This is a genomic window from Xanthobacter autotrophicus (assembly GCF_029991245.1).
GTDB classification, from domain to species: Bacteria; Pseudomonadota; Alphaproteobacteria; order Rhizobiales; family Xanthobacteraceae; genus Xanthobacter; species Xanthobacter autotrophicus_C.
This window is the reverse complement of the sequence record NZ_JAIVFO010000109.1, coordinates 1-15859: the sequence shown is the minus strand read 5'-3', so window position 1 is coordinate 15859 and position 15859 is coordinate 1. Positions and strand designations below refer to the sequence as shown.

Sequence of the window (15859 nt, the reverse complement as noted above, 5' to 3'; positions counted from 1 at the left end):
ACCCTGCCCTCCCCCGCAAGCGGGAGAGGGTTCAAGGGTACGCCCGGTCGAAGCAGAGGAATTTCAGACTGAGACGCCGCCGTCCGGGTGGCAAACAGGCTTTGCTGCATGGCATCAGCGCATGGCAGCAATGCGCCCAGCTCATGCAGCAACGGCGGGCGGAGTTACCCTCCTGCTCCGGCCAACTGAAGCGTCAGTGCAAGGAAAGCGGGAGCCCGAGCACCCCGCCCCGACTCAGTAGGCCAGAGCCTTGAAGGCCGGCTCCACCGAGTGGTCCCATTCGCCATTGTAGAGCGCCAGCAGCTTGTCGGCGGGGGAGCGGCCGGTGAGCACGATCTCTTCCAGCGGCTCCAGGAAGCGGGTTTCGTCGCGCCCCGCCCGGTCGTGGAAGCCGCGCCGCTTCAGTCCGGCCTCGGCCAGCTTGAGCACGTCGCGGGCGACCTCGCGCAGCGGACGGCCTGCGATCTCCGCCTTCAGGCCAAGGCGGGGCACGTCGTCCCGCAGTTGCTGGCGCTGCTCGGCGGTCCAGTCCCTGGCGAGGTCCCAGGCGGCGTCGAGGCTCTGGCTGTCATAGAGCAGGCCCACCCAGAAGGCGGGCATCGCGCAGAGCTTGGCCCAGGGGCCGGCATCGGCGCCGCGCATCTCCAGGAAGCGCTTCAGGCGCACCTCGGGGAAGATGGTGGAGAGGTGGTTGACCCAGTCGGAGAGGGTCGCGGTCTCGCCCGGCAGCAGCGGATGGCGGCCGGCGAGCAGGTCGCGGAACGAAGTGCCCGACACATCCACGTAAGAGTCGCCGCGCTTCACGAAATACATGGGCACGTCGAGGGCGTAGTCCACATAGCGTTCGAAACCGAAGCCCTCCTCAAAGGCAAAGGGCAGCATGCCGGAGCGGGCATTGTCGGTGTCGCGCCAGATCTCGGAGCGGAACGACAGGAAGCCGTTGGGCTTGCCTTCCGTGAACGGCGAATTGGCGAACAGGGCGGTGGCCACCGGCTGGAGCGCGAGGCCGACGCGCATCTTCTGGACCATGTCGGCTTCGCTGGAGAAATCGAGATTCACCTGCACGGTGCAGGTGCGGAACATCATGTCGAGGCCGTATTTGCCCACCTTGGGCATGTAGCCGGCCATGATCTTGTAGCGGCCCTTGGGCATCACCGGGGTCTCGGTGCGGGTCCACTTGGGGCTCATGCCGATGCCGAGGAAGCCGATGCCCAGCGGCTCTGCCACTTCCCGCACCTGCGCCAGATGCGCATTCAGTTCCGCGCAGGTCTCGTGGATGGTGGAAACCGGCGCGCCCGACAGCTCGAACTGGCCGCCCGGCTCCAGCGAGATGGCCCCGCCCCCGGTCACGTCGGCGAGGCCGATGATGGTGGAGCCCTCCATGATGGGCTCCCAGCCGAGCAGGGACCGCATGCCCTCCAGCAGCTTGCGGATGCCCTTCGGCCCCTCGTAGGGCACCGGCTCATGGCGGCCGAGGGTGAAGGGGATCTTCTCGTGCTCGGTTCCGATACGGAAGGCCCGCTCCGGCTTGGACCCCTGTTCCATCCACTCCACCAGCTCATGCCGGCCGGCAATGGGAGTCGCGTCGAGGGTGTCCCGGGCCATACGAAATCTCTTCAACAAAATGGGCGCGAGACCATACACGGCGGCCCGGCCAAGGCAACAGACGCACTTCGGTTTCTCAATACCGCCCCAGCGCACCCTTGAACCGGGTCATGTTACCCAGCGCACAGAAATGCCCCCGAACCGACATGCCAGCCCTGTTCCGCCGCGGGCTTTGCGATCCGGGCGGGAGGGCGGACAGCCAAGCCCAAGCTGAGATCAGATGGTGACGGGATTGGCTTTTGCAACGGCGTCGAAGGCCTGGAGCATTCCAATCAGCGCTTCAAGCTGGGAGAGCGGCACCATGTTCGGCCCGTCGGAGGGGGCCTTGTCCGGGTCGGGATGGGTCTCGATGAACACCGCCGCTACCCCCACCGCCACCGCCGCGCGGGCCAGCACCGGCACGAACTCGCGCTGGCCGCCGGAGGAGGAGCCCTGCCCGCCCGGCTGCTGCACCGAATGGGTGGCGTCGAACACCACCGGCGCGCCCGTGGTCTTGGCCAGGATCGGCAGCGCCCGCATGTCGGAGACCAAGGTGTTGTAGCCGAAGGACACGCCCCGCTCGGTCACCAGCACCCGGCCGTTGCCGGCGCCGGTGAGCTTGCCCACCACATTGGCCATGTCCCAGGGGGCGAGGAACTGGCCCTTCTTCACGTTCACCGTCTTGCCGGTGCGGGCGGCGGCGATCAGAAGGTCGGTCTGGCGGCACAGGAAAGCGGGGATCTGGAGCACGTCCACCGCCTGCGCCGCCGCCGCGCACTGGTCGATCTCGTGCACGTCGGTGAGCACCGGCAGGCCGAGGCTCTCGCGGATCTCGGCGAACACCGGCAGGGCCGCCTCCAGCCCCAGGCCCCGCTGGGCCGAGAGCGAGGTGCGGTTGGCCTTGTCGAAGGAGGTCTTGAAGACGAGGCCGATGCCGCGGCGCTGCGCGATTTCCTTCAGGGCGCAGGCCACTTCCAGCGCGTGGGCGCGGCTTTCCATCTGGCAGGGGCCGGCGATGAGTGCCAGCGGCAAGCCATTGCCGAAACGCACGGCACCCGCATCTTGACCCACCTCGACGATGGCGTGGGGCGTGGTGGCGGGCGGTGCGGCGTTCATGGGATCATCCTTGGAAGCGGCGCCGCCGGGCAGGATAGCGGGGAAGGCCCAGCAGCGCGCCTTGATAGGACATTTCCCGAAAAAATGCGAAACCGGCGGCGCCGGGTCCTGTCGATGCCGATGATGCCCAGCCGTGGAGCGGGTCGGCATCGCCGAAGGGAGCGCAGGTGTCCACTGGCTGGCAATTGCGGCCCTGAGCGAGGCAGCCCATTGTGCGCGCGTCCGGCACGCATCCGGCGCGCCCGGCCGGGCATCAGCCCACGATCACAGATGCGGGAAGGAGGGACGTCACATGATCAGGAAATTCGATCACATGACGATCGTCGTTCACGACGTCCAGGGCGCCAAGTCGTTCTTTCAGCTGCTTGGCTTCAAGGAGGTCCAGTCCGTCGTCATCGCGGGCCCGGTCATGGACCGCTACATGGGCATCGAGGGCATCGAGGCCGACCACGTGACCCTCGCCATTGAGGACCCGCACATGGAGGTGCAGCTTCTCCACTACCACCACCCCGCCCCCATCGAGGATCCCAACATCCACCGGCTCAACCGGATCGGCTTCAACCACATCTGCTTCACGGTCGATGATCTCGAGGCCGACATCGCGCGGCTCGCCAGCGAGGGCATCCGGCTGCGCAACGCCATGATGGAGTTCCACGATCGCAAGCTCGTCTTCCTCGAAGGGCCGGAAGGCATCACGGTCGAGCTGGCGGAGTGGTACTGACACCGGCCGGCGCCGGACCTCTCTCGCTCCTCACCCCTCCGGCTGCTCGAACACCAGCACGGCGCCCATGGCGGCCTTGGGCGGCACCACCACCACGCCGGCGATGGCCTCCTCCACCATGCGCCGGGCCGCCAGCGCCCGCCGCAGTTCCGGGGCGCCGGTGGTGTTGAAGCGCACCGCCGCCAGCCGCAGGCCCTCCCCGCCCGGCGCCGGTACGCCGTAGCGCTCGGTGAACAGGGGGCGGGTCATCACGTCCACGGCGCCGCGCGGGGTCTGGCCCACGAACCAGTCGTCGCTGGCCCGCAGCACCGGCCCGCCGGTGACCGTCTCCAGGAATGCCTTGTGCAAGGCCGGCGCATCCGCCACCAGCACCACGCCGGCAACGCCGGTGACCTGGTTGGAATGGCGCTGCAGGTCGGCGGACCAGAAATTCTCGGGCAGCTTCTGGGTGCAGGTGAACAGGCCGAGGTCCGGCGAGAGCGGATCGCGGGCGAAGGCGAGGGTGAAGCCCACCTCCACCTCCTGCCCGTCCGGCCGGCGAGCGGTGCGGCCGAACGCGAAGGTGTCGAACCCGCCGAAGTTCCCGATATCGAAAGCGGCCTTGTCGGCCTCGGGGTCGAAGCCCTCCAGCGCCAGCATGGCGAGGCCCTGGCCGCAGCTTTCGAGGAAGCGCTGGTTGAAGGCGCCGAACGAGAAACGCGGCCCCTCGTCCGGCACGATCTTTTCCGGCTCGACGACTTGCAGCAGCTCGATAAAGAAGCCGGGGGTCTGGACGATGCGGTTCTCGGTGCCCCAGGGATGGCGGTTGCGGGCACCCACGCTGAAGCCCAGCAGATCGTAGACCTCTCCCGCCGCATCAAGATCGCGGACGAGATGCACCACATGGTCAAGACCGCGTCGCATGGCCACTCCTCTGCCCGACTCTCAGGGGCGGAAGCTTAGAGTGCGATCCGATCAGATTGAAACAACCGACAGGCGAGTACCTTTCGAATTGTCACACCAGCCGGCTCTGCTCCATGGCCGCGCCCACGAACGAGGCGAACAGCGGGTGGGGCTGGAACGGCCGCGACTTCAGCTCCGGATGGAACTGCACCCCGATGAACCAGGGGTGGTCGCCATATTCCACGATCTCCGGCAAAAGCCCGTCGGGCGACATGCCGGAGAACCTCAGGCCATGCTGCTCCAGGCGGTCGCGGTAGGCGGTGTTCACCTCGTAGCGGTGGCGATGGCGCTCGAAGATGTCGCGCCCGCCATAGACCGCCTCCACCCGGCTGCCGGGCTCGAGATGCGCGGCATAGGCGCCGAGGCGCATGGTGCCGCCCAGGTCCCCGGCGGCGTTGCGGCGCTCCAGCTCGTTGCCCTTCAGCCATTCGGTGAGCAGGCCCACCACCGGCTCGTTGGTGGGGCCGAACTCGGTGGAATTGGCGTCGTGGATGCCCGCCAGGTTGCGCGCCGCCTCGATCACCGCCATCTGCATGCCGAAGCAGATGCCGAGATAGGGCACCTTGCGCTCGCGGGCGAAGCGGGCCGCGCGGATCTTGCCTTCCGCCCCACGCTGGCCGAAGCCGCCCGGCACCAGGATGCCGTGCACGTGCTCCAGGAACGGCGCGGGGTCCTCGCGCTCGAAGGTCTCGCTCTCGATCCAGTCGAGATTGACCCTCACCTTGTGGGCGATGCCGCCATGGGCCAGCGCCTCGATCAGCGACTTATAGGCGTCCTTCAGGCCGGTATACTTGCCCACGATGGCGATGGTGACCTCGCCCTCGGGGTTGCGCACGCGCCCCTCGATGTCGGTCCAGCGCTTGAGGTTGGGCGCCGGGGCCGGCTCGATGTTGAAGGCGGCCAGCACTTCCTTGTCGAGCCCTTCCGCGTGGTAGGCGGAGGGCACGGCATAGATGTTGTCCACGTCCCGCGCCTCGATCACCGCGGTCTCGCGCACGTTGCAGAACAGCGAGAGCTTGCGCCGCTCCTCGCGCGGGATCTCGCGATCCGTGCGGCAGAGCAGGATGTCCGGCTGGATGCCGATGGAGCGCAGCTCCTTCACCGAATGCTGGGTCGGCTTGGTCTTCAGCTCCCCGGCGGAGGGAATGTAGGGCATCAGGGTGAGGTGGATGAAGATGGCGTGGCCGCGGGGCAGCTCGTTCTTCAGCTGGCGGGTGGCCTCGAAGAAGGGCAGGCCCTCGATGTCGCCCACCGTGCCGCCCACCTCGATGAGGACGAAGTCAAAGCCCTCGTTGCCCTCAAGCACGAAGTCCTTGATGGCGTTGGTGACGTGGGGAATCACCTGGATGGTGGCGCCCAGATAGTCGCCGCGGCGCTCCTTGGTCAGGATGTCCTGATAGATGCGGCCGGTGGTGATGTTGTCCTGCTTCGTCGCCGGGTGGCCGGTGAAGCGCTCGTAATGGCCGAGGTCGAGGTCGGTCTCGGCCCCGTCGTCGGTCACGAACACCTCGCCGTGCTGGTACGGGCTCATGGTGCCCGGATCGACGTTGAGGTACGGGTCCAGCTTGCGCAGCCGGACCGTATAGCCGCGCGCCTGGAGAAGCGCGCCGAGAGCTGCGGAGGCGAGGCCCTTGCCCAGGGAAGACACGACGCCGCCCGTGATGAAGATGTAGCGCGCCATGGGCCTCGACCTTACCTCGTGCAAACGCGATTCGGCGAGGGCGAAGCCGGGGTCGGCCTCGCCTCGCCTGTGGAGAAAGCGTGCCGCCGCGCGAACCGCGGCGACGGGCTCACTTGGGGCTCACTTGGACTGCGGAACCTGCGGGCCCGAAGGCGCGGCCGGCGTCGCGGGGGCACCCTGATCGGCACCGCCGCCCTGCGGGCGAATCTGGTCGAGAATGGTGCCGCCACTCTGCGGAACCTGCGGGCCAGACTGGGTCGCCGGCTGCAGGATCGAGCGCGGGGCCCGGCCCCAGCCCGCCACGATGGTCAGCGCCAGCGAGGTGATGAAGAAGATCAGCGCCAGGATGGCGGTGACGCGGGTGAGCAGGTTGGCCGAGCCGCGCGCGGTGAAGAAGCCGCCGGCACCACCACCGCCGCCGCCACCGCCGATGCCAAGTCCGCCGCCTTCCGAGCGCTGGATCAGCACCACGCCGATGAGCGCGAGCACCACCATGAGATGAATGACAATGAGAACCGTCTGCATGGAATCCATCATGTTCGCGCCACGACCAAAAGCCCGGCGCGTCAGTTGCCGGTCTGTTACACGATCGGGCGCCGCGAGGGAAGAGCGCCCCGGCACCTCGCCGCCTGCCCGGCACGCATGGCAGGCAAGCATGGCAGGTGAGCATGGCAGGCCGGCGGACCCCCACCGGCTTGAGCCGGGAGGGTCAGCCCCGCCATCCCTGGCACCGGAGGTATCGGGCCGCAGATTGCGCATGGAAGCAGCTTCAACGAGGCTGTGCGCCGTCGGCGCGGTCTCGCCTTCTCACATGGGGTTCCAGTCGTGCACCGTCTCGTTGTCGCCCTTGCCGCCCTTGCCGCGGCGTCGCCCGCACTCGCGCAGTCGCTGAAGTCGGACGAGGTATATAGCTCCATCGCCGCGCAGCCCATCACCGCGCCGAACCCGGTGCTGGGCGCCGATGGCCGGGTGCATCTCGCCTATGAGCTTTACGTCACCAATCCGAGCAAGCTGTTCGTCACCCTCGACAAGGTGGAAGCCGTGGACGGCGCGGGCAACGCCCTCGCCAGCCTGGAAGGCGACGGGCTCGGCGCCATGATGACCGACTATGCCGGCACCGCCCGCACCCTGCCGCCCGGCGGCACCGCGGCGGTCTTCCTGGACGTTCCCTTCGCCCGCGCGGCCAGGCTCCCCGACCACGTCCTCGCGCGTATCACGGCGAAGCGCCAGGAGGCCGGCCCCGATGGCAAGCCGGTGCCCATGCCGGCGAGCGCGCCCCTGCCGGCCACCTACACCTTCACCGGGGCGCAAACCGGCATCGGGCGCCCGGCGGTGGTGATCGCGCCGCCGCTGCGCGGCAAGGGCTGGGTGGCGATCAACGGCTGCTGCGATGCCCTCACCTCCCATCGCGGGGCGATCATGGCGATCAACGGGCGGCTGCGGGTGCCGGAGCGCTTCGCCATCGACTTGGTGCAGTTCGACGCGAGCGACCGCCTCTTCACCGGCGATGTGCACAAGCTGGAGAGCTATGCCTATTACGGCGTGCCTGTGCATTCGGTGGCCGATGGCGTGGTGGTGAACCTCTATGACGCCACCGACGCCCAGGTGCCCGGCGGCGACGCCAAGGGCATCACGCCGGAAAACATCGGCGGCAACATGCTGGTAATCGACATCGGCGGCGGCAACTTCGCCTTCTACGCCCACCTGCAGCGCGGCAGCCTGAAGGTGAAGCTGGGCGACAAGGTGCACACGGGCGATATCATCGGCCTGCTCGGCAACACCGGCAACACCAACGCCCCGCACCTGCATTTCCACGTGATGGACGGCCCCTCGCCGCTGGATGCCAACGGCCTGCCCTATGTCTTCACGCGCTTCGAGGGCCAGGGCGTGGCCAACCCCGCCGGCGCGGACTTCTTCGAAAAGCCGGTGCCGGCCGACATCGACCGCACCCGCCTCGCTGGCCCCCGGCAGGACGCGCTGCCCCTCAACAACGAGGTGGTGGATTTCGGCGACGGGAAATAGGGAAGCCGGCGGGCCGATGAGCCCGCCGGCTTCCCGCCTCAGTGCCCCAGCACCGCCAGCAGCAGCAGCGCCACGATGTTGGTGATCTTGATCATAGGGTTCACGGCGGGGCCCGCCGTGTCCTTGTAGGGGTCGCCCACGGTGTCGCCGGTCACGGAGGCCTTGTGCGCCTCCGAGCCCTTCATGTGGCGCACGCCGTCCTTGTCCACGAAGCCGTCCTCGAACGACTTTTTGGCATTGTCCCAGGCGCCGCCGCCCGAGGTCATGGAGATGGCGACGAACAGGCCGGTCACGATCACGCCCAGCAGCATGGCGCCCACCGCCGAGAAGGCGGCCGACTTGCCCGCCGCGCCGCCGCCCGCCACCGCATAGATGACGAAGTAGCAGACGATGGGAGAGAGCACCGGCAGCAGGGAGGGGATGATCATCTCCTTGATGGCGGCCTTGGTGAGCATGTCCACGGCGCGGGAATAGTCCGGCTTCTCGGTGCCGGCCATGATGCCCGGCTTCTCGCGGAACTGCCGGCGCACCTCCTCCACGATGGCGCCCGCCGCCCGGCCCACCGCCGTCATGCCCATGGCGGCAAACAGGAAGGGCAGCAGGCCGCCGAACAGCAGGCCCACCACCACATAGGGGTTCTCCAGCGAGAAGTTGGGGGCGACGCCGTAGAAGTAGGTGCCCTGCCCGGCCTGGGCGATGAAGTATTTCAGGTCCTGGCTGTAGGCGGCGAACAGCACCAGCGCACCGAGGCCCGCCGAGCCGATGGCGTAGCCCTTGGTGACCGCCTTGGTGGTGTTGCCCACCGCGTCCAAGGCGTCGGTGGACTGGCGCACCTCCTTGGGCAATCCAGCCATCTCCGCGATGCCGCCGGCATTGTCCGTCACCGGGCCGAAGGCATCCAGCGCCACGATCATGCCGGCCAGGGCCAGCATGGTGGTGGCGGCGATGGCGATGCCGAACAGGCCCGCGAGGCCATAGGCGAACAGGATGCCGGCGATGATGACCAGCGTCGGCAGCGCCGTGGATTCCAGCGACACGGCGAGGCCCTGGATGATGTTGGTGCCGTGCCCGGTCACCGAGGCCTGGGCAATGGACACCACCGGGCGATAGCCGGTGCCGGTGTAATATTCGGTGATGACCACGATGGCGCCGGTCACCGCGAGGCCCACCAGGCCGCACAGGAACAGGCTGGTGCCGGTGAAGTCCGCCCCGGCGATGGCGCCGAAGCCGGGCAGCAGCCACGTCACCGCCGCCAGCGCGATGATGGAGAAGCCCGCCGTCGCCATCAGGCCCTTGTAGAGCGCGCCCATGATGGACGAGTTGGCCCCGAGCCGCACGAAGAAGGTGCCGGCGATGGAGGTGAGGATGCACGCCCCGCCGATGGCCAGCGGATAGACCATCATGGTGGCGAGGGTCGCCGGCACGGCGGCGAAGAAGATGGCGGCGAGCACCATGGTGGCCACCACGGTCACCGCATAGGTCTCGAACAGGTCGGCGGCCATGCCGGCGCAGTCGCCGACATTGTCGCCCACGTTGTCGGCGATGGTGGCCGGGTTGCGCGGATCATCCTCCGGAATGCCGGCTTCCACCTTGCCCACGAGGTCGCCGCCCACGTCGGCGCCCTTGGTGAAGATGCCGCCGCCGAGGCGGGCGAAGATGGAGATGAGCGAGGCGCCGAAGCCCAGCGCCACCAGCGCATCCACCACCGTGCGGCTGTTGACGGCGAAGCCGAGGATCTGGGTAAGCACGAGGAAGTAGACCGTGACCCCGAGCAGGGCGAGGCCCGCCACCAGCAGGCCGGTGACCGCGCCGGCCTTGAACGCAAGGTCGAGGCCGCCGGCAAGCGACAGGGTCGCCGCCTGCGCGGTGCGCACGTTGGCGCGGACCGACACATTCATGCCGATGAAGCCGGCCAGCGCCGAAAGAATGGCGCCGACGGCGAAGCCCACCGCCACCAGCCAGCCCAGGAACAGCCCCACGAGAACGAAGATGACGACACCCACCACGCCGATGGTGGTGTATTGGCGCTTCAGGTAGGCCTGCGCCCCTTCCGCGATGGCGGCTGCGATTTCCTGCATCCGCGCGGTGCCCGGGTCCGCGGCCATGAGTTCGCGGATAGCCCATACGCCGTACGCCACGGCCAGCAGGCCGCAGGCGATGATCAACACCAGTGCCAGCATCAGTCCCACCCTTTTTCGTTTCCGCCAGTATCTTGTTATGGGGTGAGTGTGAGCGGTGCCGTGACCCACGGCAAGGGGCGTCCGGGCAAACTGTCGCAGCGCCCGCCGCCATATCCCGGTCTCGGTCTTGGACCGCAACCGGGAGGGTTTCGTTCAAAGGCCGCGCCGGCTTCGACAAAGGCCGAGGCCGAAGGCCGGCCGGCCGCGGCGTTTACCGCGTCGGCGGGGCGTCGCTGGAATCGCGGAATTCGAAGATCTTGCGCAGGAAGCCGGGCGCCACCGCGGAGATGGGATTGATGCGCAGGGTCGGCCCGCCGCTGAGGGGGCCGACGATCTCGAAGGTCACGCCCACCAGGCCCTCGTTCGGCCCACCCCCCAGCAACAGGCCGATGACCGGCAGCTTCGAGAAGATGTTGTTGAGGGCATAGGCCGGCACGAAGGTGCCGCGGACGGAGATGCGGTCGGCGGCGAAGTCCAGAGTGCCGTCGAAGGTGGCGCCCACGGACGTGCCCCAGATGGCGCCTTCCTTGAACACGATCTTGCCGGTGGTGCGGGAGAACTGGGCCTGCGCCTTCTGGAAGGCGGCGGTGCCGTCCTCGATCTTGCCGGACGAATCGCGCGCCGCGCTGGAGAGTTGCTGGAGCCCCGGCTCGCCCTTGATGGCGAAGTCGCGCACGTGGATCACGCCGTCCTGGGGGGCCGCGTCGCTGCGCGGCGGGTCCACCACCAGCCAGGCCTCGCCGCCCTGGACCTTGGGGTAGATGTCGAGGAAGCGCAGCATGGCGCCGGCGTCGGAGGTGGTGACCAGCAGCGCCTTCTGCCGGCCCTGCCAGTTGCGCATCTCGCCCGCCACCGTGCCGTCGCGGCCGGCCTTGGCCGTCAGCGTAAAGTCGCGCGTCTCCACGCCCCGGCGCGACACCGAGAGGTCGAACTGGCGCAACACCTCGCCATTGTTTCCGGTGAGCGCGCCGATGCGCGACTCCACATCCACGTCCGGCATCCTCTGGGCGCGCCGCTGGCCGGCGGGCGAGGAGACGAGGCTCTTCATGATGCCGCGGGCGTCCATGACATCGCCGGTGATGCGGACCTTCAGCACGTCCCCCACTTTCTCCGCCCTGGCCGACGCCTTGTCGCCGTCGGAAAGCTGGAAGGTGGGGAAGCTGGCACCGACGAGGTCGCCGCTGTCGGACAATTCCATCGAGCCCTTCAGCAGCGTGCCCGAGCCGTCGATGACCATGTCGTCGAGGCGAACGCTGTTGCCCTTGTCGTTCAGGGCGAACTTCGCCTTCAGGGGCTTGCCCGCAGGCTTGCTGAGGCCGGGGATAAGGTCGGCGATGCGCGCGTTGACGAGATCGGCCTCGATGGTCGCCCGCGTGTCCTTGTTGTTGGTGGTGCCCATGAGGCGCACCCCCACCGGGCCGGAGACGCCGGGCAGGTCCACGCCCAGCTTGCCGCGGGCGGCATCGTCCAGGGTGGCGCTGACCCGGATATCGGAATCGGCCACGTTCTTGCGCTTCTCATATTCGAAGGCCAGCGGCGCGCCGGCGATCTTGCCGTCGCCGCGCAGCACCACGCCGGCCGGCGAGGCGAAGGCCTTCACCGTTGCCCCTTCGAGCCGCAGGCCGCGGAACACCTTGTCGACGCCGAAATCCGTCAGGGTGGCTTCGAGCGAATAGTCGAAATCCTCCGGCAGCGGCACCTTGCGGAAGGTGATGTTCACCTGCAGCAGGGCGGAGAACTTGCCCCGCGTGGTGGAGGGGTCGAAGGCGGTGCCGGTGGGGCCCTTCAGCGGCTCCATGCCCAGCACCTCGATGGCGCCGTCGGCGGGGCCGTCGAACTTCACCCGGATCTGGGAGGTGGGCTCGCGGGGGAAATAGTCCGGCATCAGCATGACGCCGTCGCTCACGGCGATCTTGCGGTTCTGCGGCGTCACCGCGGTCCCGTCCGGCAGGGCGATGCGCACCGAACGGCCGGTGACGAGGACGGCGAGGCTCGCATTGGTGATGGGCGGCAGGCCCTTCACCGGTCGCAGGGTGACGCCCTTGCCGTTGATGGTGAAGCGCACCCCGTCGTCCGGCAGGGGCACCTGCTTCTGGCCGATCAGGTCGAGCGGCAGCTTGACCGCGACGGTGATGCCGTCCGCCGTGCCGCCGGAGACGTTGTCGATGGCGAACTGCCGGGCCGGAGGGGCGATGTTCACCGGCCAGAAGCGCTTGATGGTGGCCACCGGCATGGGCGAGGCGGTGCCGTCGAACTTCAAGTAGGGCACGTCCACCCCGAAATCGAACAGCGCGGTGAAGGTGAAGGCGCCCGCCGCCGAGCCGAGGAAGCCCGTGTCGACGATGATCTGCCGGCTGGGCGGATCGAACCGGCCCGCCACGTCCACCTTGTCGACCACCAGAGCCGGCTCGGGCATCTCCTTGCCGGTGAGCACCACCTGCTTCTGCGCCATCTGGAATGGCCAGGGCGCGCCCAGGGTCGCCGGCACCTTGATCTCGCCCGTGAGCGAGATGACGTTTTCGGTCTTCACCGCCTCGATGGGCGCGACCACGATCACCCGCCGGGCTACGTCGAGGGTGGCGCCGATGCGGGCGCGATCGATGACGAAGCGCTCTTCCGGGTCTTCCCCGCTGCCCAGCACGCCGGCGCCGAAGTCCACATTTGCCTCGCCCGCCTTCACCTCGCCGTCCACGGACAGGCGCGCGGTGAAGGCGGCGGTGAACGGCGTATCCATGTAGAAGCGCCGCTGGTCCTGGATGAAGGCCTGGAGCAGGTCGCGCGTCGAGAGGTTGCGGATCGCAAGCTCGATGGCCCGCTCCCCGTCCCGCGCCGGGCCGATGCGCGCGGTGGCGGTGGCGACGCCTTGCGGCGACTGGATGGTGAAGGTGAGCTGGGCACCACCCGCCGCCGGCCGGGCGAGGCGCACGCTGATGTGCTGGAAGACGATGCGGCGGCCGGCGCTCTCATTTTCCACGATGAGCGTGCCGTCCTTGAGCCCCACGTCCGCCAGGGCGCCGCCATCGAAGCCGGCCGATTCGAGTTCGTTGATCCAGCGGGCCAGAACCACCGGCTTCAGGGGATCGGTATCGAGGGCGCCGGTGCCGGCCGCCGCGGCAGCGGGCTCGGGCGCCGCCGGCTGCGGGGGCGCGGGCACGGGCGCGTCTGGAGCTGCCGGCGATGGAGTGCGGGCAGCCGCCGAAATCGGGGCTGAGATCGCCTTGCCGCCCTTGCCGGTGGCGACCGCCAGATGGCCGGAGGCGGCGATGCGCACCGTCATTTCCGCGCCGACCAGGTCGATCCGCCGCGCCTTCGGCATGAGGGACAGGAGCGAGCCTTCCAGCTCCACCTCGGCGCTGGGCGCGCTGGCCACCAGCTGGCCGTCCGGCCCGGTGACGCGGATGTCATGCACCACCACGGCGGTGGCACCGCCGCTCACGGTCTCCATGGTGGTGGAGCCGATGGCCACCTTGTGACCGCCGCCGATGCGCTCTTCCAGCGCCCGCTCGAGATAGGGGGTCGCGAGATTGGCGGTGACGATGCCATTGGCGATGAGCACATAGAGGGTGACCGCCGCCAGGCCGCCGAGGGCGATGAGCAGCAGGCACACCATGGTGAACACGCGCGCCGCGCGGCTGCGCGGCGTCAGCGCCCCCATGATGCCCCGGAAGCGGGAGCGCCGCGGCTGACGCCGCACCGGCTCCGGCTTGCGCACCCTATCCTCCATGCCGCTCCGACCCCTCCACGCTCTTCTTCTGCTTTCCACACCGCCCGCCGCGGACCCGCCCCGCAGGCTCTTCTCCCGCGCGCGGCGATTCGTCCACGATCGCCCGATTGACCCTAACCTGCCCGTGCCTCGTAAAGATGAGGTGGATCAATCCTTGCAAGTTACCATGTGCGCCGGGAAGGCGGCGATCTTGTGGGTCGCGGGAGCCGGATCCGGCTCTAGCTTCAGACAAGAGCACGCGCCGACCAGCCCCGTCATGGCGCCGAACACGTCGAAAGGAAGGCGGATGTCCAAGTTTCCGGAAGCCGGCGCCAAGGCGCCCCCGTTCTCGCTCGCCCGGGACGGCGGCGGCACGGTGGCGCTCAAGGACTTCAAGGGCCGCAAGCTGGTGCTCTATTTCTACCCCAAGTCCAACACCACCGGCTGCACCAAGGAGGCCATCGCCTTCAACGGCCTGAGAGCCGCCTTCGCCGCCGCCGACACCGATATTCTGGGCGTCTCGGCCGACGCGGTGAGCGCGCAGGACAAGTTCAAGGCCAAGTACGACCTCGCCTTCCCCCTCGGCTCGGACCCGGAGAAGGCGATGCTGGAGGCCTATGGCGTCTGGGTGGAAAAGAGCATGTACGGCCGCAAGTACATGGGCATCGAGCGGGCGACGCTGCTCATCGGCCGCGACGGCAAGGTGGCGCGCACCTGGCCCAAGGTGAAGGTGGCCGGCCACGCCGAAGACGTGCTCAAGGCGGCGCAGGAGCTGGCCTGAGGCGGTCCAGCACATGGCGGCTGATCCGGGATCGGCCGCCATGTGCTTTTAAACCGCCATTCCCGGCGCATCCGGGGATCTGCAGCGCTGCGTCCCTACCCCGCCCCCTGCACATTCTGCGGCAGCACGAATGGTCCCGGCGGCGCGATGCCGACGCGCACGCGCACCCCGAAAGCCGCCTCCAATACCTCCTCGCTGATGACCTCCCCGGCCGGACCCGCCGCCCGGATGCGGCCCTGCGCCAGCACCACGATCTCGTCCGCCACCATGGCCGCGAGGTTGAGGTCGTGCAGTACCGCGAGCACGCCGCCGCCCTTGTCCGCATGGGCGCGCGCCAGCCGCAGCACCGTGAGCTGGTGGGCAAGGTCGAGGCTCGCCGTCGGCTCGTCGAGGAAGAGATAGGAGGGCGCATCGGCCCGCGTCAGCTCCAGCTGGGCGAGGATGCGCGCCAGCTGCACCCGCTGCCGCTCGCCGCCTGACAGGCTGTCGTAGCGCCGCTGGGCGAAGCCCGGCAGGTCCACCTGAGCGAGGAGGCGGGCGATGCGCGCGCCATCACGCCCGTCCGGCGCCATGAGGCCGGCGGCGATCACCTCTCCAGCGGTGAAGGGGAAGGCCACCTCCGCCGCCTGCGGCAGCACCGCCCGGCGCCGGGCCAGCACCAGCGGCGACAGGCGCGAGATCACCACGCCGTCCAGCGTCAGGCGGCCGCCTGAGAGGCGGTGCTCGCCGGACATGGCCTTCAGCAGCGTGGATTTTCCCGCCCCGTTCGGCCCCACCAGCACGGTCACCCGCCCCGGCTGGACGGCAAGGCTGGCATCCTCTACCAGCAGGCGGCCCCCGGCCGCAACGCTCACGCTCTCGGCCCGGTACATCTTTACCCCCATCATCCGACGAAGGCGCGCCGGCGCAGCAGCAGCCACAGGAAGAAAGGCGCGCCCACCAGAGCGGTGACCACGCCCAACGGCAGCTCGGCCGGCGCGGCGATCATCCGCGCCAGGATGTCGGCGCCCAGCAGCACCGCAACGCCGAGCAAGGCGGACGCCGGCAGCAGCACCCGGTGGGATGGCCCCACCACCAGCCGCGCCAGATGCGGCACCACCAGCCCGATGAAGCCCACCACGCCCGCCGC

General features: G+C 68.9%; 12 protein-coding genes. 3 read left to right on the top strand and 9 right to left on the bottom strand.

Translation table 11 applies throughout. The features are described 5' to 3' along the window. Positions 1–234 precede the first annotated feature (234 nt). Positions 235–1605 (bottom strand): glutamate--cysteine ligase, encoded by a 1371-nt coding sequence (locus K9U41_RS16720; RefSeq protein ID WP_282642010.1) that lies wholly within the window; start codon positions 1603–1605, stop codon positions 235–237. Between the two features lie 216 nt (positions 1606–1821). Continuing rightward, positions 1822–2700 carry a 3-deoxy-8-phosphooctulonate synthase gene (gene kdsA / locus K9U41_RS16715; protein ID WP_282642009.1) on the bottom strand — a complete coding sequence of 293 codons (879 nt, stop codon included), beginning with the start codon at positions 2698–2700 and terminating at the stop codon, positions 1822–1824. 313 nt (positions 2701–3013) lie between these two features. Between kdsA and K9U41_RS16710 the strand changes: the two genes are divergently transcribed. Further along, on the top strand, positions 3014–3421 hold the full coding sequence (locus tag K9U41_RS16710) for a VOC family protein (RefSeq protein ID WP_282642007.1): 408 nt from the start codon (positions 3014–3016) through the stop codon (positions 3419–3421). A gap of 30 nt (positions 3422–3451) precedes the next feature. Here K9U41_RS16710 and K9U41_RS16705 read toward each other — a convergent pair whose 3' ends face one another. The 3 genes from K9U41_RS16705 to secG form a co-directional block, all read right to left on the bottom strand. Beyond that, on the bottom strand, positions 3452–4324 hold the full coding sequence (locus K9U41_RS16705; protein WP_282642005.1) for a VOC family protein: 873 nt from the start codon (positions 4322–4324) through the stop codon (positions 3452–3454). A 91-nt stretch (positions 4325–4415) separates the two neighbouring features. Beyond that, a complete protein-coding gene (locus K9U41_RS16700) occupies positions 4416–6044 on the bottom strand; it encodes a CTP synthase (RefSeq protein ID WP_282642004.1) in 1629 nt (542 codons plus the stop codon). A gap of 120 nt (positions 6045–6164) precedes the next feature. Beyond that, positions 6165–6569: a preprotein translocase subunit SecG gene (gene secG, locus K9U41_RS16695; protein WP_282642003.1), complete on the bottom strand. Its 405-nt coding sequence runs from the start codon at positions 6567–6569 to the stop codon at positions 6165–6167. Between the two features lie 300 nt (positions 6570–6869). Between secG and K9U41_RS16690 the strand changes: the two genes are divergently transcribed. Further along, complete coding sequence (locus K9U41_RS16690; RefSeq protein WP_282642002.1) at positions 6870–8066, top strand: M23 family metallopeptidase; 1197 nt, start codon at positions 6870–6872, stop codon at positions 8064–8066. Between the two features lie 38 nt (positions 8067–8104). Here the strand turns inward: K9U41_RS16690 and K9U41_RS16685 are convergent, their stop codons facing one another. Together K9U41_RS16685 and K9U41_RS16680 are read right to left on the bottom strand one after the other, a co-directional pair. After that, complete coding sequence (locus tag K9U41_RS16685; protein WP_282642001.1) at positions 8105–10246, bottom strand: sodium-translocating pyrophosphatase; 2142 nt, start codon at positions 10244–10246, stop codon at positions 8105–8107. Between the two features lie 211 nt (positions 10247–10457). Beyond that, positions 10458–13970, bottom strand: coding sequence for a DUF3971 domain-containing protein (locus K9U41_RS16680; protein ID WP_282642000.1), 3513 nt, complete (start codon positions 13968–13970; stop codon positions 10458–10460). Positions 13971–14256: 286 nt separating this feature from the next. On the opposite strand from K9U41_RS16680, the gene K9U41_RS16675 reads away from it, so the two are divergent. Beyond that, positions 14257–14730 carry a peroxiredoxin gene (locus K9U41_RS16675; RefSeq protein WP_282641999.1) on the top strand — a complete coding sequence of 158 codons (474 nt, stop codon included), beginning with the start codon at positions 14257–14259 and terminating at the stop codon, positions 14728–14730. 95 nt (positions 14731–14825) lie between these two features. Here the strand turns inward: K9U41_RS16675 and K9U41_RS16670 are convergent, their stop codons facing one another. Together K9U41_RS16670 and K9U41_RS16665 are read right to left on the bottom strand one after the other, a co-directional pair. Then, positions 14826–15602, bottom strand: coding sequence for a heme ABC transporter ATP-binding protein (locus tag K9U41_RS16670; protein ID WP_282642012.1), 777 nt, complete (start codon positions 15600–15602; stop codon positions 14826–14828). 11 nt (positions 15603–15613) lie between these two features. Then, positions 15614–15859: iron chelate uptake ABC transporter family permease subunit (locus K9U41_RS16665; protein ID WP_282641997.1), on the bottom strand; the 246-nt coding region annotated here is incomplete at its 5' end.